General features: G+C 63.9%; 13 protein-coding genes. 7 read left to right on the forward strand and 6 right to left on the reverse strand.

Annotated features, from left to right (window positions below):
• Positions 1 to 7: 7 nt before the first annotated feature.
• A complete protein-coding gene (locus IB263_RS14845; RefSeq protein ID WP_034798432.1) occupies positions 8 to 949 on the reverse strand; it encodes an AraC family transcriptional regulator in 942 nt (313 codons plus the stop codon).
• A gap of 188 nt (positions 950 to 1,137) precedes the next feature.
• Between IB263_RS14845 and IB263_RS14850 the strand changes: the two genes are divergently transcribed.
• The 6 genes from IB263_RS14850 (at position 1,138) to IB263_RS14875 (ending at position 10,055) form a co-directional block, all read left to right on the forward strand.
• Entirely contained in the window at positions 1,138 to 2,601 is a 1,464-nt protein-coding gene (locus IB263_RS14850) for an alpha-glucosidase/alpha-galactosidase (protein WP_090425966.1), read from the forward strand.
• A gap of 82 nt (positions 2,602 to 2,683) precedes the next feature.
• The gene (locus IB263_RS14855; protein ID WP_192438646.1) at positions 2,684 to 4,768 is read left to right on the forward strand and encodes an ABC transporter substrate-binding protein; all 2,085 of its coding nucleotides are present in this window, start codon (positions 2,684 to 2,686) and stop codon (positions 4,766 to 4,768) included.
• 69 nt (positions 4,769 to 4,837) lie between these two features.
• Positions 4,838 to 5,848, forward strand: coding sequence for an ABC transporter permease (locus IB263_RS14860; RefSeq protein WP_060521888.1), 1,011 nt, complete (start codon positions 4,838 to 4,840; stop codon positions 5,846 to 5,848).
• Positions 5,845 to 6,972 carry an ABC transporter permease gene (locus tag IB263_RS14865; RefSeq protein WP_192438647.1) on the forward strand — a complete coding sequence of 376 codons (1,128 nt, stop codon included), beginning with the start codon at positions 5,845 to 5,847 and terminating at the stop codon, positions 6,970 to 6,972. Before IB263_RS14860 ends, IB263_RS14865 begins: the two co-directional genes overlap by 4 nt.
• Positions 6,973 to 6,984: 12 nt before the next feature.
• On the forward strand, positions 6,985 to 8,658 hold the full coding sequence (locus IB263_RS14870; protein WP_192438648.1) for an ABC transporter ATP-binding protein: 1,674 nt from the start codon (positions 6,985 to 6,987) through the stop codon (positions 8,656 to 8,658).
• A gap of 23 nt (positions 8,659 to 8,681) precedes the next feature.
• The gene (locus IB263_RS14875; protein WP_192438649.1) at positions 8,682 to 10,055 is read left to right on the forward strand and encodes an alpha-glucosidase/alpha-galactosidase; all 1,374 of its coding nucleotides are present in this window, start codon (positions 8,682 to 8,684) and stop codon (positions 10,053 to 10,055) included.
• 114 nt (positions 10,056 to 10,169) lie between these two features.
• Here the strand turns inward: IB263_RS14875 and IB263_RS14880 are convergent, their stop codons facing one another.
• Positions 10,170 to 11,540, reverse strand: coding sequence for a HAMP domain-containing sensor histidine kinase (locus IB263_RS14880; RefSeq protein WP_192438650.1), 1,371 nt, complete (start codon positions 11,538 to 11,540; stop codon positions 10,170 to 10,172).
• Complete coding sequence (locus tag IB263_RS14885; RefSeq protein ID WP_192438651.1) at positions 11,537 to 12,211, reverse strand: response regulator transcription factor; 675 nt, start codon at positions 12,209 to 12,211, stop codon at positions 11,537 to 11,539. The genes IB263_RS14880 and IB263_RS14885 overlap by 4 nt, the downstream gene beginning before the upstream one ends.
• 225 nt (positions 12,212 to 12,436) lie before the next feature.
• Here IB263_RS14885 and IB263_RS14890 point away from each other — a divergent pair, with 225 nt between their 5' ends.
• Positions 12,437 to 13,915 carry a patatin-like phospholipase family protein gene (locus tag IB263_RS14890; RefSeq protein WP_192438652.1) on the forward strand — a complete coding sequence of 493 codons (1,479 nt, stop codon included), beginning with the start codon at positions 12,437 to 12,439 and terminating at the stop codon, positions 13,913 to 13,915.
• A gap of 43 nt (positions 13,916 to 13,958) precedes the next feature.
• On the opposite strand, the gene IB263_RS14895 is transcribed toward IB263_RS14890, so the two are convergent.
• The 3 genes from IB263_RS14895 to IB263_RS14905 all read right to left on the reverse strand — a co-directional run bounded on the left by IB263_RS14895 (position 13,959) and on the right by IB263_RS14905 (position 20,861).
• Positions 13,959 to 15,020 (reverse strand): GH25 family lysozyme, encoded by a 1,062-nt coding sequence (locus IB263_RS14895; RefSeq protein ID WP_034798446.1) that lies wholly within the window; start codon positions 15,018 to 15,020, stop codon positions 13,959 to 13,961.
• 169 nt (positions 15,021 to 15,189) lie between these two features.
• Positions 15,190 to 16,749 (reverse strand): radical SAM protein, encoded by a 1,560-nt coding sequence (locus IB263_RS14900; RefSeq protein ID WP_192438653.1) that lies wholly within the window; start codon positions 16,747 to 16,749, stop codon positions 15,190 to 15,192.
• A complete protein-coding gene (locus tag IB263_RS14905) occupies positions 16,746 to 20,861 on the reverse strand; it encodes an adenylate/guanylate cyclase domain-containing protein (protein ID WP_192438654.1) in 4,116 nt (1,371 codons plus the stop codon). The genes IB263_RS14900 and IB263_RS14905 overlap by 4 nt, the downstream gene beginning before the upstream one ends.
• Positions 20,862 to 20,944 lie beyond the last annotated feature (83 nt).

Raw genomic sequence — 20,944 nt, forward strand, 5'->3', positions numbered from 1 at the left:
CGCGTCCTCAACCGGGCAGCAGCACCGTTGCGTCCTCCGCCGTGTCGACCGCTTGCTCCACCGAGCCGGCGGCGATGCTGGCATACATGCCGGTGGTTCTGAATTCCGTCGGGCTCAGACCGAAGGAGCGGCGGAACACCTTGGCGAAATAGTTGGGGTCTTCGAAGCCCGAGAGAATGGCCACTTCCTTGACCGGAAGGCTTGCGGTTTTCGTCAGCAGTTTTACCGCGCGCTGCAGGCGCTTCTGCAGCACATATTCGGCCGGCGCCATGCCTTCGCTGGCGGCGAAGACGCGCGAGAAATGCGCCCGGCTCAATCCCGACACGCGCGCCAGTTCCTCCACCGGAAGCGGGTTCTGCAGGTTGTTCATGATGTGGTCGACGACGCGGTGCATCGTCCTGTGTTCATGGCTGAACACCGGGTGCGAGCCGAAGACGTCGTCGTAGAGTGCCATCGCCGCCTCGTAGGCAATCGCCGAGGCTCTGCCTGGCGTCTCGCCGCCGCGGATCAGCCGCAGACTGCAGTCGGCCAGATGCTCGATCGTTTCCGGTTGCAGCTTCAATACCGGACCGGTGACGGCGAGCAGGGCGCGGTGGATGCGCAGCGCCTCGTCGCCGTTCATCGAGATCCAGAAGAACTCCCAGCGCCCGCCGTCTTCCAGCCAGTAGCGATGATTGTGCGGCACGAGCAGGAGCAGCGTCTCGCCCTCGCGCACCCGATAGCTGCGGTTTTCGTATCGCAGGTTTCCGGCACCCGCGATCGTATGCTGGAGCACGGTAAAGGGCGTGTTTCCGCGCTTTCTGCCGTCCCAGTCATAGGTCGCATTGTTGCGGATTTCATAGCCGGTGCTGGTCGGCATCGCGTGCAGGCTCTGGCGTCCCCGCGGCAGCGAAACGGTGCGCATAACCGGGCCGTTGTCGATCAATTCTTGCAGCATAAAATTACCCATGAAAGCACAATACCGCTCTGGCGGGGTCGGCGATTATACACATAATGACCACCAACAGCGCAACAGGCGGTGCTTTTGGCCCGTAAGAAATGAGGGGATGCATCGAAGTTGCGCGCAGAGACGGTGAAAAACCGTGAATTGATTTTACCCTTTGTCAGAGATGCATGCAGTTCATGAGGAGTGAGGGCATGGCAACATTCAAGATCGCCATCATCGGCGCCGGCAGCATAGGCTTCACCAAGAAGCTCTTCACCGACATTCTCGCCGTGCCGGAATTGCGCGACATCGAGGTTGCGCTGACAGATCTCAGCGCCCGCAATCTGGAGATGATCAAGGCGATCCTCGACCGGATTGTCGAAGTCAACCGCCTGCCGACGAAGGTCACGGCAACCACCGACCGGCTGAAAGCGCTCGAAGGCGCCCGCTACATCATCAGCTGCGTCCGTGTCGGCGGGCTCGAAGCCTATGCCGACGACATCCGCATCCCCCTTAAATATGGCGTCGACCAATGCGTCGGCGATACGATCTGCGCCGGTGGCATCCTCTACGGCCAGCGCAACATCCCCGTCATCCTCGACTTCTGCCGGGATATCCGCGCGGTCGCCGAACCGGGTGCCAAGTTCCTGAACTATGCCAACCCGATGGCGATGAACACCTGGGCGGCGATCGAATACGGCAAGGTCGATACGGTCGGGCTCTGCCACGGTGTTCAGCACGGCGGCGAGCAGATCGCCGAAATCTTGGGAGCCGGCGAGGGCGAACTCGACTACATCTGCTCGGGTATCAACCATCAGACCTGGTTCGTCGACGTGAGGCTGAAGGGCCGCAGGATCGGCAAGGACGAGTTGGTTGCGGCCTTCGAGGCGCACCCGGTGTTCTCCAAGCAGGAGAAGCTCCGCATCGACGTGCTGAAGCGGTTCGGCGTCTATTCGACCGAGAGCAACGGCCATCTCTCCGAATATCTTCCCTGGTATCGCAAGCGCCCGGAGGAAATTACCCGCTGGATCGATATGTCCGACTGGATCCACGGCGAGACCGGCGGCTATCTCAGGCATTCGACCGAGACGCGCAACTGGTTCGAAACCGAGTTTCCGCAGTTCCTCGAAGCAGCCGGCCGGCCGCTCGACCATCAGAAGCGCTCGAACGAACATGCGAGCCATATTCTCGAGGCCCTGGAAACGGGCCGGGTCTATCGCGGCCATTTCAACGTCAAGAACAATGGCGTGATCACCAACCTGCCTGCCGACGCCATCATCGAATCCCCCGGCTTCGTCGATCGCTTCGGCATCAACATGGTCTCGGGCATCACCCTTCCCGAGGCCTGTGCCGCCACCTGCCTTTCCTCGATCAACGTCCAGCGAATGTCGGTCCATGCGGCCGTGACCGGCGATCTCGATCTTCTAAAGCTGGCGATGCTGCATGATCCGCTGGTCGGCGCCATCTGCACACCGGAGGAGGTTTGGCAGATGGTCGACGAGATGGTGGTCGCTCAAAGCCAGTGGCTGCCGCAATACGCCCATGCCATCGACGGCGCCAAGGAGCGGCTTGGCCGCGCAACCGTCAAGACGCGCGAATGGAAGGGCGCTGCGCGGCGTGAGGTGCGTTCGCTCGACGAGTTGCGCGCCGAGCGTCAGGTCCGCGCCGCCGGCTGATCGATTGCAGCGCTGCCTGAAGTGCAGACTTTTCAAGGAGGAGGCCGCGTCCCGGCGCGGCAAAGAGGGAGAATCTAAGCCAATGACCAGCCACAGACTGATGAAAATGGCGAGCCTGCTGCTTGTCGGCATCTCGACCTTTGCCTTGGAGGCGACCGCTTCCGAGCCGACCGTCGTGCCCCAGCAGCCGGCCTTTCCCGCCGAGGGCAAGATCACCTATGTGCCGCGCGACTCGATCGCCGAGTTCAAGGCGCTGCCGGAATACAAGGAACCGACCTGGGTTACCGAGAAATACGTCAAGACCGGCAAGCTGCCGCCGGTCGCCGAACGGCTGCCGAAGGAGCCGATGGTCTTCAAGACCGGCAACATGCCTGATGGCGTCGGTGTCTACGGCGACACGCTACGCCACGTCATCGGCGGTCGTCCCGAGGGTTGGAACTACTCAGCCGGCCAGAGCCAGGGTTGGGGGGGCATCGATATCGGCATGTCCGAATGCCTGACGCGTACGGCGCCGCTCTTCCAGGTGGAAGCGAAGGACGTCGAGCCTCTGCCGAACCTTGCCAAGAGCTGGGACTGGTCTTCTGACGGCCACAAGCTGACGATGCATCTGGTCGAGGGCGCCAAGTGGTCGGATGGCGACCTCTTCGATGCCGACGACGTAATGTTCTACTGGGAAGACAACGTGCTCGACCCGAGTGTGACGCCGCTGAACGGCGCGACGCCGGAGACCTTCGGCGCCGGCACGACGCTGAAGAAGATCGACCAGTATACGGTCGAGTGGACCTTCAAGGAGGCCTTCCCGCGCCAGCACCTCTATGCCATGGCCTATGGCACCTTCTGCCCCGGCCCGTCGCATATTCTCAAGGCCAAGCATCCGAAATACGCTGGCACCACCTACGACCAGTACAAGAACGCCTTCCCGCCCGAGTACATGAACATCCCGGTCATGGGTGCCTGGGTCCCTGTCGCCTATCGCCCCGACGATATCATCGTGCTGCGCCGAAACCCGTACTATTGGAAGGTCGATGAGGCCGGCAACCAGCTGCCCTACATCAACGAGCTGCACTACAAGCTCTCGACCTGGGCCGACCGCGACGTACAGGCGATTGCCGGTTCCGCCGATCTCTCGAATCTCGAGCAGCCGGAAAACTTCGTGGAGTCGCTGAAGCGCGCCGCCCAGGATACGGCCCCCGCCCGGCTTGCCTTCGGCCCGCGCCTCATCGGCTACAATCTGCACATGAACTTCTCGGCCAATGGCTGGGGTGAGCCGGACGAACGCGCCCAGGCCGTGCGTGAACTCAACCGCAACGAGGATTTCCGCAAGGCGGTGACCATGGCGGTCGACCGCAAGAAGCTCGGCGAGGCGCTCGTAAAGGGCCCCTTCACCGCGATCTATCCCGGCGGGCTTTCCTCCGGCACCAGCTTCTACGACCGGGAATCGACCGTCTACTATCCCTTCGACCTCGATGGCGCCAAGGCTCTGCTTGAGAAGGCGGGCCTGAAGGACACCGACGGCAACGGCTTCGTCAACTTCGCGGACGGCAAGGCCGGCGGCAAGGACGTGGAGATCGTGCTTCTGATCGACAACAGCTATGCGACCGACCGCAACCTGGCCGAAGGCCTTATCGGCCAGATGGAAAAGCTCGGCATCCGGGTGGTTCTGAACTCGCTGGACGGCAAGCAGCGGGACGCGACCAATTACGCCGGCAAGTTCGACTGGATGGTTCACCGCAACGCCGCCGAATATGCCTCCGTCGTGCAGAACACGCCGCAGCTGGCGGCCGCCGGTCCGCGCACCAGCTGGCACCACCGTGCACCGGAAGGCGGTCAGCTTGACCTGATGCCCTTCGAACAGGAACTCGTCGACATCATCAACAAGTTCATCGCCACCAACGACAATGCCGAGCGCGCGAACTTGATGAAGCAGTACCAGAAGGTCGCGACGACGAACCTCGATACAGTCGGCCTTACCGAATATCCGGGCGCGTTGATCATCAACAAGCGCTTCGCCAACGTGCCGACAGGAGCGCCGATCTTCATGTTCAACTGGGCCGAGGACACGATCATGCGCGAGCGTCTCTTTGTCCCCGCCGACAAGCAGGGTGACTTCGAGCTCTTCGCCGAGCAGCTCCCGGGCAAGCCCGGCGAGAAGAGCCTGAGCAACTGATCGAAGGCCGCCCCTCCGGCCTCAAGCCGGAGGGGCGGCGCCTCATCTTAACCGACAGAAGGAAACGGCATGTTCAGGTTTCTGCTTGTCCGCATCGCCTCTGCCATTCCGGTGCTGCTTGTCTTGAGCGTGGCGACCTTCGCCATCATCCAGGCGCCGCCCGGAGACTACAGCGATTACATCCGCTCGCAGCTGATCAACCAGGGTGGCGCATCCTATGAGGAAGCCGAAGCCCAGGCGCAGGCCTATCGCAAGGAGCATGGCCTCGATAAGCCGCTGCCGGTTCAATACGTCAACTGGATGACCGGCATCCTGACGCGCGGCGATTTCGGCCACAGCCTCTACTACAACAAGCCTGTTGCCGATGTCGTCGGCGAACGCCTGCCGCGCACGCTGGCATTGGCGCTCGTCTGCCACATCCTGGCGTCCATCATCGGCATATCCTTCGGTATCATCGCCGCGACACGGCAGTATTCGTGGATCGACAGCCTGCTTTCGACGGTGGCCTTCCTCGGCATGACGGTGCCGCGCTTCCTGATGGCGCTGATCATCGTCTACATCCTCGTCTTCCATTTCAATGTGAGCGAAATCAACAGCTTCCACTCGGCCCGTTATGGCGGTGCGCCCTGGTCCTGGGACAAATTCGTCGACCTCGTCAAACATGTCTGGCCGGTCGTGGCGATCGCCACTTTCGGCGGCCTCGCCTACAATATGCGGGTGATGCGCGGCAATCTGCTCGACACGCTGAACGCGCAATATGTCGAAACCGCCCGGGCGAAGGGCCTGAGCGAAGGCGCGGTGGTCATGCGCCATGCGGTGCCGAATGCCCTGCATCCGCTGATCATGTATCAGGGCGTTGTGCTGCCCTACATGCTGACCGGCGAGATCGAGACGGCGATCATCTTCGCGCTGCCGACCGTCGGTCCGGCTATCGTCGGCTCCATGTGGGTGGGCGACGTCTATGTCACCGCCACCTTCATGCTGGTTCTGTCGGCGACCCTTATCCTCGGCAACATCATCGCCGACATGCTGTTGGCCGCACTCGATCCGCGCGTGCGTCTCGGAGGAGCCCCGGCATGACCGTCGAGATGCAAACAACCCTTCCGCTCGTCGTCGAACCCAAGAACGAGCAGCACAACGAAAGCTATCCTGCGCTCGTCTGGCGCCGGCTGAAGCGCTCCTGGACCGGCATGCTCGGCCTCGTGCTCGTTGGCCTGTTGCTCTTCATGGCTATTTTTGCGGACTTCCTGTCGCCGGTCGACCCGAAGGCCACGGGCGTCGCCTTTGCGCCGCCGCAGGCGATCAGCTTTACCGATAAGGACGGCAACCTCGTTTTCTCGCCGCGCAGCTATCCGCTCAGCGAAGGTACGGAACTCGACCCGATCACCTTTCAGCCGATCATCGGCCCCGACTACGACAATCCGCAGATCCTTGGCTTCTTCGTCAAGGGCGCCCCCTACAGTCTCTTCGGCCTGGTCCCGGCCGAGCGCCATTTCTTTGGCGCGGTCGATGGCTCGCCGGTGCATCTGCTCGGTACCGACAAGTTTGGCCGCGACGTGCTGTCACGCATTCTCGTCGGCTCGCGCATCTCGTTGATGATCGCCCTCATCGTCGTCTCGATCGTCACCATCGTCGGCACGACCGTCGGCATGGCGTCGGGCTATTTCGGCGGCCGCTTCGACGTCTGGACTCAGCGCTTCGTCGAACTGGTACTCGCCTTCCCGCAATTGCCGCTCTACCTGGCGCTGACGTCGCTAATCCCGGTGACGGCGCCGACCAATGTCTTCCTCGCCTTCGTCATTATCGTCATGTCGGCGCTCGGCTGGGCGCAGATGTCGCGCGAGGTGCGCGGTAAGACGCTGGCGCTTGCCCGCATCGACTATGTGCGGGCGGCGATCGCCGTCGGCGCCAGCGACCGGCGCATCATCTTCCAGCACATCCTGCCGAACGTGATGAGCCATGTGATCGTCGCCGTCACGCTGTCGATCCCGCAGGTGGTGCTGCTTGAATCCTTCCTCGGGTTCCTCGGCTTTGCGGTCAAGCCGCCGCTCATTTCCTGGGGGCTGATGCTGCAGGATACCTCCACCTATTCCGTCATCGGGTCCTATCCCTGGATCCTGTCGCCCGTGGCCTTCGTGCTTGTCACAGTCTTCGCCTTCAATGCGCTTGGCGACGGCCTGCGCGACGCCATCGATCCCTATTGAGGAGGACGCATCATGACAGAGACAATCGACGTCCTCGCTGCCGCGCCCTTTGAGCGCAGGGACCTTGCCGAACGCGATGGCCGGCCGGTCATCGACGCCCGCAATGTCGCGGTTCGATTCAAGGTCGAACATGGCACGGTGGAGGCGGTGAAGGATGTTTCCTTCCAGCTCTACCGCGGCGAGACCATCGCCATCGTCGGCGAGTCCGGCTCGGGCAAATCGGTTACCGCGCGCTGCGTCATGGGGCTGCTCTCCAAGCGTGCCACGATCGCCCCGCAATCGCGCATCGACTATGACGGCAAGGACGTGCTGAAATTCTCGCCGCGTGAGCGGCGCGGTTTGCGTGGCAATCGCCTTGCGATGATCTTCCAGGAGCCGATGAGTTCGCTCAATCCGGTCTACACGGTCGGCACGCAGATCATCGAGGCGATCCGGGCGCATCGCAGGATGAGCCGACGCGCCGCGACCGAGCGGGCGCTGGAGCTCCTGCGCCACGTACGGATCCCGGACCCGGAGCTCCGGATCAATCAGTATCCACACCAGCTCTCCGGCGGCCAGCGCCAGCGGGTGATGATCGCGATGGCACTCGCCAACGATCCGGATGTGCTGATCGCCGACGAGCCGACGACGGCGCTCGACGTCACCGTCCAGGCGCAGATCCTCAACCTCATCCGAGACCTGCAGCGCGAGCTCGGCATGGCGGTGATCCTGATCACCCACGACCTGACGGTGGTTCGGCAGTTCTCGGACTACGTCTACGTCATGCAGTACGGCGAGGTGAAGGAGCACAACACCACGGCCGCGCTCTTCGCCAACCCGTTGCATGCCTATACCAAACGGCTGCTCTCGTCGGAGCCGTCGGGTGCGGCTAAACCGCTACCGGACAACGCCCCGATCATGCTCGACGGGCGGGATGTGAAGGTCTCCTTCATGCTGAAGAAGGGCGGTCTTTTCCGCTCGCAGTTTTCTGAGTTGGTCGCGGTCGACAAGCTCAGCCTTAATCTGCGCAAGCACGAAACGCTGGGGCTGGTCGGTGAATCCGGATCGGGCAAGACGACCTTCGGCCAGGCGCTAATCCGCCTGCTCAACCCCGATGGCGGCGAGATCTACTTCGACGGCATTCCGATCCACGACAAGGACCGGACCCAGATGCGGCCTCTGCGCTCGCGCATCCAGATCGTCTTTCAGGACCCCTTCGCCTCGCTCAACCCGCGCATGTCGATCGGCCAGATCATCGAGGAGGGGCTGGTCGTCAACGGCATCGGTGAGAACCGCAAGGACCGGCTCGACCGGGTGGTGGATGCGCTTAACGCCGCCGGCATGCCGGGCAACATCCTGTCGCGCTTTCCGCATGAGTTCTCCGGCGGCCAGCGCCAGCGCATTGCGATCGCCCGGGCCATCGCGCTTGAGCCTGAATTCATCCTGCTCGACGAGCCGACTTCGGCGCTCGATCTCTCGGTCCAGGCCCAGATCATCGAACTGCTGCGCAAGCTGCAGGACGAGCGGGGCCTGAGCTACCTCTTCATCTCCCATGACCTCAAGGTCGTGCGCGCGCTCTGCCATCGGGTGGTGGTGATGCAGCACGGCAGAATAGTCGAGGAGGGGCCGGTGAGCGAAATTCTGTCCAATCCCAAGACCGCCTACACCGAAAGGCTCGTGAGAGCCGCCTTCGATGTGGCAGCATGACCGCTAGAAAGCAGAGGCAATCCATGACCAGACAACCCAAGATCACCTTCATCGGCGCCGGCTCCACCGTCTTCATGAAGAACATCATCGGCGACGTGCTGCAGCGCCCGGCGCTGTCGGCCGCGACGATCGCGCTGATGGACGTGAACCCCGAGCGCCTCGGCGAAAGCGAGATCGTCGCCGGCAAGCTGGTGCGCACGCTCGGCGTCAAGGCTAATATCGAGACCCATTCCAACCAGAAAAAGGCGCTGGAGGGTGCGGACTTCGTCGTCGTCGCCTTCCAGATCGGCGGCTTTGAACCCTGCACGGTCACCGATTTCGAGGTGCCGAAGAAGTACGGCCTGCGCCAGACCATTGCCGATACGCTCGGCGTCGGTGGCATCATGCGCGGCCTTCGCACCGTACCGCATCTCTGGAAGATCTGCGAGGACATGCTGCAGGTCTGCCCGAACGCGATCCTGCTGCAATACGTCAACCCGATGGCGATCAACACCTGGGCGATCTCCGAGAAGTTTCCGACGATCCGTCAGGTCGGCCTTTGCCATTCTGTCCAGGGCACGGCCTACGAGCTTTCACGCGATCTCGACATCCCGGTTTCGGAGATCCGCTACCGCGCCGCCGGCATCAACCACATGGCCTTCTTCCTCAAGTTCGAACACAAACAGGCCGACGGCAGCTTCCGCGATCTCTATCCGGATCTGGTGCGCGGCTACCGCGAAGGCCGCTTCCCCAAGCCCAGCCACTGGAACCCGCGCTGCCCCAACAAGGTGCGCTACGAGATGCTGACGCGGCTCGGCTATTTCGTCACCGAAAGCTCCGAGCACTTTGCCGAGTACACGCCCTATTTCATCAAGGACGGCCGTCCCGACCTGATCGAGAAGTTCGGCATCCCGCTCGACGAGTACCCGAAGCGCTGCGTCGAGCAGATCGAACGCTGGAAGGGGCAGGCGGCGGCCTTCAAGGAAGCCGAGACGATCGAAGTGGCCGAGAGCCACGAATACGCGTCTTCGATCATGAACTCGGTCTGGACCGGCGAACCCTCCGTCATCTACGGCAACCTCAGGAACAACGGCTGCATCACCTCGCTGCCGGAAAACTGCGCCGCTGAAGTTCCCTGCCTGGTCGATACCTCGGGTATCCAGCCGACCTTCATCGGCGATCTGCCGCCGCAGCTGACGGCGCTGATCCGCACCAACATCAACGTGCAGGAGCTGACGGTTCAGGCGCTTATGACCGAGAACCGCGAGCATCTCTACCACGCCGCAATGATGGATCCGCACACGGCGGCCGAACTCGATCTCGACCAGATCTGGTCGCTCGTCGACGACCTGCTCGTCGCGCATCGCGACTGGATCCCGGAATGGGCGCGCGTGTCGAAAAAGGTCCAGGCAGCCTGACTTTTTCTCCCGGTCAGGCCGCGTCGAGCCCCGGAACCGCATGTCGTCTTTCCCCCATGTCCTAGCCGATTTACGGGGCAAGACCGACAGCGCCGGTTCCGGGGCTTGTTCTTCTCAAGCTGTTACGGCTGCCGCCAGCGGCAGCACGATCCGCATGCAGGCGCCGCCGGACGCCGAGCGGGAGACGTCGACGTAGCCGCCATGCAGGTGCACGATCTTCTGCACGAGGTTGAGGCCGAGGCCCGCGCCCTTGCCGTCCTTGCGCAGCCGCTGAAACGGCTCGAAGATCCGGTCGGTTTCGCTGCGCGGAATGCCGTCGCCGTCGTCGCAGACATCGATCACGCCCTGAGGATCGACCTTGACCGTGATTGTGCCGCGCCTTCCGCCGTGGTCGATGGCGTTCTGCACGAGATTGGTGAGCGCTCGCTCCAGCGACGCCTCGTCTCCCGCCACCATGACAGGGTGTTGATCGGCCTCGAATGTCATCTCGTAACCTGCCCCGAAGCCAAGTGGCGCGAGCGCGACGATCACCCGCTCGGCAAGCGCTGCGAGATCGATGGGCCTGAAATCATCCCTCTGGGCGTCGAGACGTTCGAGATCGAGAAGCTGGCCCGCCAGAATGGAAAGGCGCGTCACGTCCTCGTTGAGGCGGGTCTTGTCCGGTCCCGGCGGCAGTGAGGCGATGCGAGCGCCGAGAATGGCAACCGGCGTGCGCAACTCATGCGCCGCCTGGGCCAGGAAGCGCTTGTGTCTCGTATAGCCGTCATCGAGCCTTGTCAGCGCATCGTTGACGGCCGTCACCAGCGGCAGAAACTCATTGGGAACACCCGTCACCGGCATCTGGATGCCTCGCTGGTCATATTCGATGTGGGCGGCATGCGAGGCCGCGTGCGACAGGCCCGAGAGCATCCTTCGAACGACGATCGGGGTGACGACCACGGTCGCAAAGGCGAGCAGTAGCAGCATCGGCACGAAGATGCTGAGGAAGGCGCCGGTGGTGCTGAGCAGCAGGCGGCCGAGCGTCAATTGTCCCTCCGTGCCGCTGAAGATCTGGACCATGCCGGCCGACGACTCGAGCCATTTGACGACCGCTTCCGGACGGGCGTTCTTGTCGGGCGAAAGCCGGAAGCGGGCGTCGTTCATGCGCTCGAGTCCGGCGACCGCAAAGGCGAATTCTTCCGGCACCGTGCCCTCCGAGAGGCTGTGCCCTTGTCTGTCGCGAACGATGAACCAGATCTTTCCCGCCTGTTGGCGCAGCCGCTGCAGCTCCGGCGTTTCCTGAAGTTCGAGCCCGCCATCGGCTTTGCGGGTGATCGCGTCCTTTAAGACGTCAACATTGCCGTTCTCGTAGCCGTCGATGAGATAGCCGGTCACCCAGAGAAGGCCGACCGCAATGGCGATGACGACAAGGGTCGCTACCGTTTCGAACAGCACGAGCCAGCCGACGAGCCGCCATTTGAAGGAATGGGAAGCGCGGCCGCTCATTGGTCTTCTCTGAGAAGATAGCCGACGCCGCGGATGCCGTTGATGGTCACGCCCGCGTCTGCGTCTGCCAGCTTGCGGCGCACGCGCGAGATATGGGTGTCGAGCGCATTGGACTGGATCTCGTCGTCGAGCCCGAACACGGCTTCCATCAGGGCGGCGCGCAGCACCATGCGTCCCATGCGACGGGTCAGCGTTTCAAGCACCAGAAGCTCGCGCCGCGGCATCTTCAGCGGCGTGCCGGCCACACTCGCCTCGCAATGGGCGAGATCGAAGGAGAGCCGACCGACGGTGACGACATCGGATTGCACCGGAACCGGGCGACGGGCAAGCGCGCGCAGCCGCGCCAGCAGTTCCTCGAAGGCGAAGGGCTTGCCGATATAGTCGTCGGCGCCGCCATCGAGCCCCGCCACCCGGTCGGCGAGGTCGTCGAGCGCCGTCAGCATCAGCACCGGCACGGTGTTGCCGCGCGCCCGTATCACTGGGATGAGCGAGAGCCCGTCGCCATCGGGCAGCTTGCGATCGAGCACGACCACGTCATAGACGGCGTCGTTGAGGATCAGCGCGGCCTCAGCGATATCGCGCGCATGATCGGCGATCATCCGGTGATGGCTCAACGCGGCCTTCAGCGCCCCCGCGAGCTCCTTCTCATCTTCGACCAGCAAGACCCGCATGAATGCGCTTTACCCCGTGCAACGTGCCTACGCGCGCGATCCTAGTGCCGCTTCATTGAGGGAACCTGTCATCCCGCCGCAAGGTAATCCCGATCTTTGTCGCCGCACAATCATTCGTTGCGGGCGCCCTGCATGACATGCTGTCTCAATCTTGATCCTTAGGCTGTGCAGCAGTGAAACCTCAAGAACGGGGTTCGCGGGCAAAGCCAACCCGGATCACGGCGCATGACATTCAGTAAACGGACGTCGCCTACACTCAGACAACGCAGGGAAAGGCCGGCTGGCTGGCGTGCAGCGCATCCGGTTGCACTTGCGCGCGCAGGTCGGTTCCTGCGTCACGGTACCTTGGCGCTCGCTCTTGCCACCGCCGGCTGCGCCGGCCCGGACGTGACGCCCACAAACAGGCGACTTGAACTGACGACGGGTGCCGTGCCGCTTGCGCAGTCGACGTTTGATGTGAGCGACACCGGCATTATCCTTGCCTTTTCCGGTGGCGGCGCCCGCTCTGCTGCCTTCGGCTACGGCGTCCTGTCGGCGTTGTCCGAGGCGCCGTCCCCGGGCGGGCGAGGGCGCCGGCTTGCCGACGATGTCGCGGTTGTTGCCGGCGTCTCCGGAGGTGCTGTGCTCGCCTCCTATTTTGCCTTGAACGGCCGCGCGGGCCTTGAGGATTTCCGCAAGCGGTTTCTCGGACGCGATGTCGAGGCCTCGCTCAGGACGTCGTTTTCACCGCCCAATATCCTGCGCGGCTATCGCGGCGGGGTGAACGATCTCTCCGGTTTTCCGGCCTGGCTCGACGCCAACCTGTTTAACGGCGCAACGCTCGGCAACATCTCGCGCTCCGGCCATCCGCGCCTGGTGATCCACGCGACCGATCTCTATAACCGCGCACCGTTCATCTTCGACCGTGCCTCGTTCACCGCCATCTGCAGCAGCTACGACGACTATCCGCTCGCCTATGCGGTTGCGGCCTCGGCCGCCGTCCCGGTCGTTTTCGCGCCGCTGACCTTGCAGAACTTCCGAAGCGGTTGCGAGGCGTTGCCGGAAGCGAAAACACAGAAGACAGGGGTTCGCGCGCCGGGCTCGCTCGTTGCGCGCGAATACGCTGGCTCCCTCAGGCGCTATGAAACGGCAAGGGATCTCAACTATCTGAAGCTCTACGATGGCGGCCTGGTCGATGGCATCGGAACGCAAAGCCTGCTGCACGTGATGGGCCGGGGTGCTCCGGAACCCATCCCAGCGGAGCGCGCCTTCCGTCTCAGGCATTTGGTTGTCATCGTCGTCGATGCCTCCACGCGGATCGGCGGGGACATCTCGAAGACAGTCGACGGCCCCAAGGCTCCCGATGCGATCGTCGCCGCCATCGACGCGATGATCAATATTCCCAATCTTCAGAGCTTCGATGCGCTGCGCGATCATCTGCCGGCCTGGCGGGAAAGCTTCGTGACTTGGCGGTGCGGCAGCAGCGGTGCCAAGCGTGGCTGCGGCGATCTCGATGTCGATATCATCCGGCTGGCGCTGTCGGATGTATCCGACCCGGTGCTGGCGCGGCGGATCCTCGGGCTGCACAATCGGCTGAGCCTCAACGAAAAGGACGTCGATTTTCTTGCGGATCTCGGCCAGCGCCTGTTGCGCGACCATGCCGGCTATCGGCGGTTCCTCGACCGCGTCAACCATGGCGGGCCGAACCTGGCCCGCGCGGGTTGAGAGATTGCAGACTGAGAAGGCAGGTTAGCGAGAGCCTGCCGGCTCAGTTCGCCCGTGCCTCCAGCCAGTCGTGCCACTGGTCCTCGCTGCCGTGGAAGACGTTGAGGTCGATCTTGCCATCGACGCCTTGAGAAAGGCCAGAACCGGAATACTGCCAGAACAGCCACTTGCGGTTCGGGTAGACGATCGACGGGTGCTGGGCGACGGCACGCAGCCAGAACGGATAGTTCTTGAAAGCGCCCTGCAGGTTGTCGGCGTAGAAGTCCGGCGCCGTGTAGATGATAGGACGCTGGCCGTAATGGGCCTCGAGCTTGTCCATGAACACCTGCATCTTTTCGCGCACGCGCTCGGGCGACAGGCGACGCTTGCAGCTCGATTCGCCGTTATATTCGACGTCGATGACAGGCGGCAGCGCGCCCGGTTCACGCGGAACGTTGCGGATGAACCAGTCGGCCTGTTCGCCGGCCGTGCGGCACCAGTAGAAGAAGTGATAGGCGCCGCGGCGGATGCCGGCCGCCTTGGCAGCGCGCCAGTTCTTCTTGAACATCGGGTCGAGGTGGTCGCCGCCATCGGTCGCCTTGATGAAGGCGAAGTTCGCCCCTTGTGTACGCAGCCGAGCCCAGTCGATGTCAGCCTGCCAGCGCGAGACGTCGACGCCATGCACGGCCATCTTGCGCGGATTTTTGGCGCGGCCGAAGTTGATCGGCTTGGCGTCACGGAAACGATGACCGTAGATCCGCGAGCGGCCCTGTGGCATCGCCTGGGTCACCGGATTTTCCGGCGCGACGAAAGCGACCGGCCGCGCGTCCGGAACAGGCGCGGCGAGCGTCGTCGTGGTGTTTGCCGCGGGTGCAAAGGCTTCCGGCTCCGGGACCGGTCCGGCCCAGGCGAGCATTTCTTGGGGCGGTGCTGATTGAACGTTCTGCGGCGGCGTCATCTGCGCGACCCGCGCGCCGACATTGGCGGCGGGCACCGGTGCGGCCGACATCGCGACCGAACTCGTGGTTTCGCGCGAGGGCGGCGCGATGGTGTCCAGGCTCGAACTGGAGGAGCAGCCCGAAATGAGGCCGGCAAAAAGGATTGCGGTCGCAGCTGAAAGACGCATGGGCACCCGTACGCAAAACAAGGTCGACGGCGATCGCCGGCCGACAGGTGTGAAATAGCTAACGGAAGCTTACCCAAAAAGTTTGAATCCAATCTTACCAAGCGAACCCAATTTCACGCACTGGAGGTTGCATCGGGCCGGGCACTTTGACGCAGGCGTGGTGGCGCTGTCAGCTGGACGAATGTTCGATGCCGGTGCCTGTCCGTTGCCGGCGGCTGGTGCGGAATTCGAGGTTGCGGGCGATGGTGTCGTCGAGCGCGCCGGACGCGTCGGTGATCATCGTCGGCGCAAAATGCGAACGGAAACCCTCGCCGACCCGGAAGGCTGGTGTGTAGAGCGGGCCGAGCGGCTGTGTCGTCGTCACATAGGTGAGATTTTCGTCGCTTCCCGAGCGCGTTGGCAGGCCGTGGCGATGCAGGACCGAAGGAAGCGCGAGGCGCAGGCTGTTGGCCAGCAGGTGGATCATCTGCCGCCCTGAAAGCGAGTGGCGGTAGTTGCGGTAGAACCCCAGGCAATGGCGCAGGATACGGGCGCGGTTGCCGTCGAGGCGCGACAGCTTGCGGGCAAAGAGGGCCACGTCCTCAAGACCATCGAGCGGACGGGTCATCAGGGTGAAGCCATCCATGTCGCGCAGCTTGGCCGAGGGCAGGAAGCGTTCGTCGGCGACGCACTCGTCGAAGAGCGGCGTGCCGAGCAGCGGGATCGTCAGGCTCAGGAACGCCGGCAGAGGCATCGTGGTTTCGCCGGTGATGAAGGCGAGCTCCTCCTGCATCGCCTCGATCGTCTGCGACGACGGATCGAACATCAAGCCATACTGGAAGGCGACGCCGGCGTTGAGGCAGGTCTGGATCGCCTCCAGTTGCGGCACCACCAGGTTCTGCTTTTTCTGGTAGCGTTTCAGTTGCGCTTCGTTCAGCGTTTCGACGCCGCTGAAAAGGCCGAGACAGCCGGCCGCCCGCACGGCTTCCAGATTGGCGGGATCGCGGAAGAAGTCGCCGGTGACGAGCGCAATCCAGCCCTGAAACAGCCCCTCCCGCCACAGCGATCGGATCACGTCGAGCTTGTCACAGAAGACGTCCTTGCTGTTGCCGTAGAAGTTGTTGTCGATGAACAGCACGTATTTCTTTGGCGGGGCGTTGCGCAGCTGCGCCTCGATATAGGCGGGGTCGTAGCTGTGGTAGCGTCTGCCTTCGGCGGTCAGCGCACAGAAGCTGCACTTGAAATTGCAGTAGCGGCTCGTCTCGATGTAGCTGACCGGACCGCGCCAATTGGCAAGGTCGAAGCGCGGCAGGATCGTCTCGGAGACGGCCCATTCGCCAAACACCTCCCTGATGACCGCCTGCATCTCCTCGACGTCACCGTCGCAGGCGTAGTCGAAGGTTTCGGCGCTCGAAACCGGCAGATTGCGCACGACCGGCCCGCCGGCGACGACGACGCAACTGGGCGACTTGGTGCGGGCATAGGCCGTCAGGTGCTGCATCCGGTCGAAGGCTGCGGTCACGCCCGTCAACACCAGCATGTCGAGGTCGGCAAAGGCTGCCTCGTCGACGAGCGGTCCGTCATGGAATTCGCTGTAGGCGCGAAGGTCCACGCGGTCGCGGGCAAAGGCGCCCGCCAGGAACAGGTGGCCGGTTCCCTGGGGGATGAAGTCGGGGCGGCCCCTGGGGTTCCGGGTTTCGTCGAAATGGGCTAGCACGATCAGGATGCGGGGAGGACTGGGACGGTTCATGCGCGGCTCCCCTGAGATCTGGCAAACTGGACATGCGGCGTCTGGTCGGTTTGGCCAAGCGGAAGAACCTCGCACCACGTGGCCCGGCGCAGCGAAAACATCGTCTCGAACGCCTGGCGCGCTTCGGCGTCTCTCGGTCCGGCGGCATGCTGCAGGGCGGCAAGCGCGACGGCCGGCATCTCCAGCCGGATCGCCTCCGCGAGGGCATACTGGGTGACGCGCTCGGCGCGGCGTTGTTGGCCGCGGCGCAGATGCAGGGTCGCTTCGCCGAGCGCTGCCACCGGTCGGCCGATCGGGTAAACCCGCGCAAAGCGCTCGAGTTTTCTAAGAACGAGCTGTGCGGCCAGCAGGTCGCCTCCGTCAGGGTCGCTGGCGACATCGAAGAGACGGGCGAGCGCCGGTAGCGTTCGCGTCTTCATCGCCGGGTTGAGCGTCTCGCACCAGGAAAGCGCGCGCTCGAGCCAGCTTGCGGCCTCCGTGCTGTTGCCCCGTCGCCGGGCGGCCTCGCTCAGAAGCGATGCGCCTTCGATCGAATGGACGAGTTCCAGCCCGTCACCCTTTTCGCGAAGGATTTGTTCGAGTTCGTCAAGGTCGGTGTCGATCGCGTTCCAGCGGCCAAGTGCTGCGTGGCCCCTGAGACGGCCGAGCAGGCCGCAGCCGAGCACCTGCATGTCCCCGCGCCGGCGCCCTTCCTCGCAGATCCGCTGCACGAGGATCTCCCAGGGCGCGATGCCCTCGAAGGCGGAGGTCAAAAGCCAAGGGCCGGAAATTGTCTCCAGCCCGACCGCCACTTCGCACCAGCGCCTCAGGTCGCCGACCGTCGCCGCATTGTTCAGGCCGGCCTCGAACGCCCGCTTGCCCGCGTGCCAATGACCGATGCCGATCTGGTACATGCCCGACAGTAAGTCGACCCGCACGCGCGTTCCCAACTGGTCGACGCGTTCGGAAAGTGCTGCCGCCAGCCGACTGTAGTGTTCGGCCTGGCTGTGCAGCGGGATCACGCCGCATATGGCGCCGAGGCTGGCATAATTGGCGGCGGTCGTCGGGGAGACGTATTTGTTTCTTTCGGCAAGGTTCGTCGCCCTCAGCGTCGCATGGATCAGCCGCAGCTTCTCGCTGGTGAAGTAATAGATCCGCGTCAGGTCCTCATGCGCCTTCGCCGCAAGCAGGAAGGGATCGGACGGCGATCGCGAGATTTCGCGCTTCAGGATCCAGTCCGCGTCGCGGTGGATGGTGCGCCGCCACACCTGTTCGGCGAGATCGAGTACGAGATGCAGCGCGAGGCCGGCAGAGGTGCGCGGCAGCGGCAGGCCGGAAAGCCGCAGGCCTTCCTCATAGGCATGGCGGGCCGCTTCGGCGCGGCCAAGATTGAGGCTGGCTTCGCCGAGCAGGAAACAGGCGGCCGCCCGTCTTGCCGGTAGAATGGTGATCGAAAGGTCGCGCGCTGTCTTGAAGAAGCGCTCGATCAGATCGACAACCGCGGCGTTGTCGAACTGGCGTAGCCGCAATTCGGCAACGCGGTCCAGATAGTTGAAGGCCTGCGCGGCGTCGCCTGCGCGCTCCCAGTGGCTGAGCACGCGCGGCAGGTTTTCCGCATTGTCCGGCTGCCCGCCTTCCTCCATCGCCTTGGCGATCGCGCGATGCGCTTCATGGCGCTGTTCCGACAACAGGCTTTCGTAGATCGCCTGGCGGATGACGGCATGGCTGAACATGAACCGGCCCGGGCGGTCGTCGGCGGGCTTGATCAGATGCGCCGCCTGCAGCCGCTCGATGCTCGCCTCGATGTCCAGTGACGTCTTCCTGATCGGCGGCAGCGCGCCAAGCTCGGCAAGCGAGAAGGTCGCGCCCATGGCGCTTGCGATCTTCAGGAGAACCTGCAGCTCTGCCGGAAGCTGGTCGGTCCGGGCAATCACGGTAACCTTGGCGGTGTTGAGCAGGGTCGCATCGTTCGAGCGGGGCTCGGAGAGCAGCGAGACGGCTGCGGCAGGCTCGGCCGCCTTGGGCAGCCGGCGCTCGCCGATCATCCGGCAGATTTCGCAAATCAGCAGCGGGTTTCCGGCCGACTGCGCATAGACCGCCTCGCCGAAGCCGTCGGCGGGCGAGTTGCTGCCGATTGATGCGCGAACGAGCGCGATCGTACCCTCGAAGTCGAGCGGCAAAAGATCGAGCGTCTGGGCGCCGTTGTGGTGCAGGCCGGTCCACCGGGTCAGGTCTTCCTGTGTGCGGGTCGTCCGGGTCGATACGACCACCGGCACTGGTGCCGCCCCTGAAACCAGCCGCCCGAGCAGCTGGCCGGACGCCTCGTCGAGCCAGTGCACATCTTCGAGCACGACGAAGCCCTGTCCCCCGGCGAGACTGTCGGCCATGAGCTCGCTCAGTAACTCGCGCAGCCGATGGGAGCGCCCGTCGCCGGACATGGCCCGGGTCTCCGGCGTGTCCGGCAAAGTGAGGTTGATGGCATCGTTGAGCAGCGGCGCGAGGGAAGCAAGCTCCGGTCTTTCCGCAAAGAAGAGCGCCACCTGGTCCGTGGCCTCGGCGCCGCGCAGATCGCCGATACCGAGCAGGTCGCGGATAACCCCACGCCAGGCGAAATAGGGGACGTCGCTTTCGATGTCGTCGGCATTGCCGACGAGCACGCGGTTGCCGCGGTCGCGACAGCGCTCGACGAAGGCGCGCAGAAGGGCCGACTTCCCGACGCCGGAATCGCCCTTGACGATCATGATGCCGGACTGCCCCCTGGGCGCGCTTTCGAGATAGGCGGAAAGGGCCGTCATTTCGGCCGCACGGTTGAGGAGTGCCGGTGACTTGGTGTCGATCGTTGCGACCGTCTCGGCAATCGGCGCGAAGGCAGACACGCCGCCGCGCACGCCCGGTATGGCCAGCGACCACGGTCCGGAGAAGGCGATCTGGCTGGCCGTCTCCTTTGCCGTCGCCTGGTCGACAAGGATGCGCCCGGCGGCAACGCTTGCCAGGCGCGCGGCCATGTTCACGGCGGCGCCGACCACCGTGTAGTCCGCGCGGTGGCTGGCGCCGAGCGCGCCACAGAAGCTTTCGCCGGTGGAGATGCCGGCCGAAAGGCCGATATCGGGATCGTCGAGCTCGCCTGAAAGACGCAGCGCCGCAACGATCGCGCGGCGCGCATTGTCGGCATGTTTGGGGCCGGGCAGACCGAAGACCGCGAAGATCTCGAGACTGTTTGCGTGAAGGGCCGTATGGAGGATTTCCCCGCCGGTGCGGCCGACAACGGCGATCGACCGCGCAACGAGCTGGTTCAGCCGATCGAGATCTTTCTCGAGGTCCGGGCCAACGATATGCACGAACAGGGCCGTAATGGTTCTCAGGTCCGCCAGCCACTCCGAAAGCGGCGAGAGAAGCCGACCGCGCAGCGAAAGCGGCAGGTAGGCTTCAAGCCGCTTGCTGGCGAAGCCCGAAAGGGGGTGGGGCTGCCCGGTTGCGGTCGAATAGGGATCGATGCGTTCGAGGCGGGCGGTGCCCTCCCGGCCGGGCCGGCCGGTTGCCCGCTTGCCGATCAGCTGCCACACGGCGTCGGAGACGAGAATTTCGCCGGCATCGCTCAAAAGGCCGCAATGGTCCGCCTGCGCCAGGCAGTCGCCGCCGACGATCAGCCAGCGCTGGTCGATGCGGGGAACGAGGTGCAGCAGGGTGATGGTGCCGACGCCGACGGCGATGCGCAGCTGCAGCGCGTCCTCCGGCCCGCCCGGGCCGCCGATCTCTTCACGGATGCGGCCGGCACAATAGCAGCTGCGCCAGGCGGCCTGCTCCAGCTCGCTGTCGGAGGCAGCCTGCCAGCCGGCAAGCAGGCTGTCGCCGGCAAAGCTCAACACGGTGCCACCATGTTCCTCGATATGCCGGACGAGCGGCCCCATGTAACCGTTGAGCAGCCGGCTCACCCGTTCGGCGCCGGCGGCGCGGTCGCTTTCGGACCATTTGGCGGTCAGGCGGGTAAAACCGGAGATGTCGGCGAACAGCAAGGCGCCGGGAAAGTCCTCGCGCGTCGGGCCAGCCGAATCCGTCGCCGCCGGGGCAGACCATCGAACCAGGGCTCCCGACAGGTAACGTTGGAATTCATTCTTGCCGGCGCCACCTACCACGCAAAATTCTCCCCAAGATTTTAGAGTAACATGCCTCCTTTCGCACTTAAAGGCCGCCCGTGTTGACCTATGGGTTTCCAGTA

The sequence above is a fragment of the Ensifer sp. ENS03 genome (genome assembly GCF_014852035.1).
Classification (GTDB): domain Bacteria; phylum Pseudomonadota; class Alphaproteobacteria; order Rhizobiales; family Rhizobiaceae; genus Ensifer; species Ensifer adhaerens.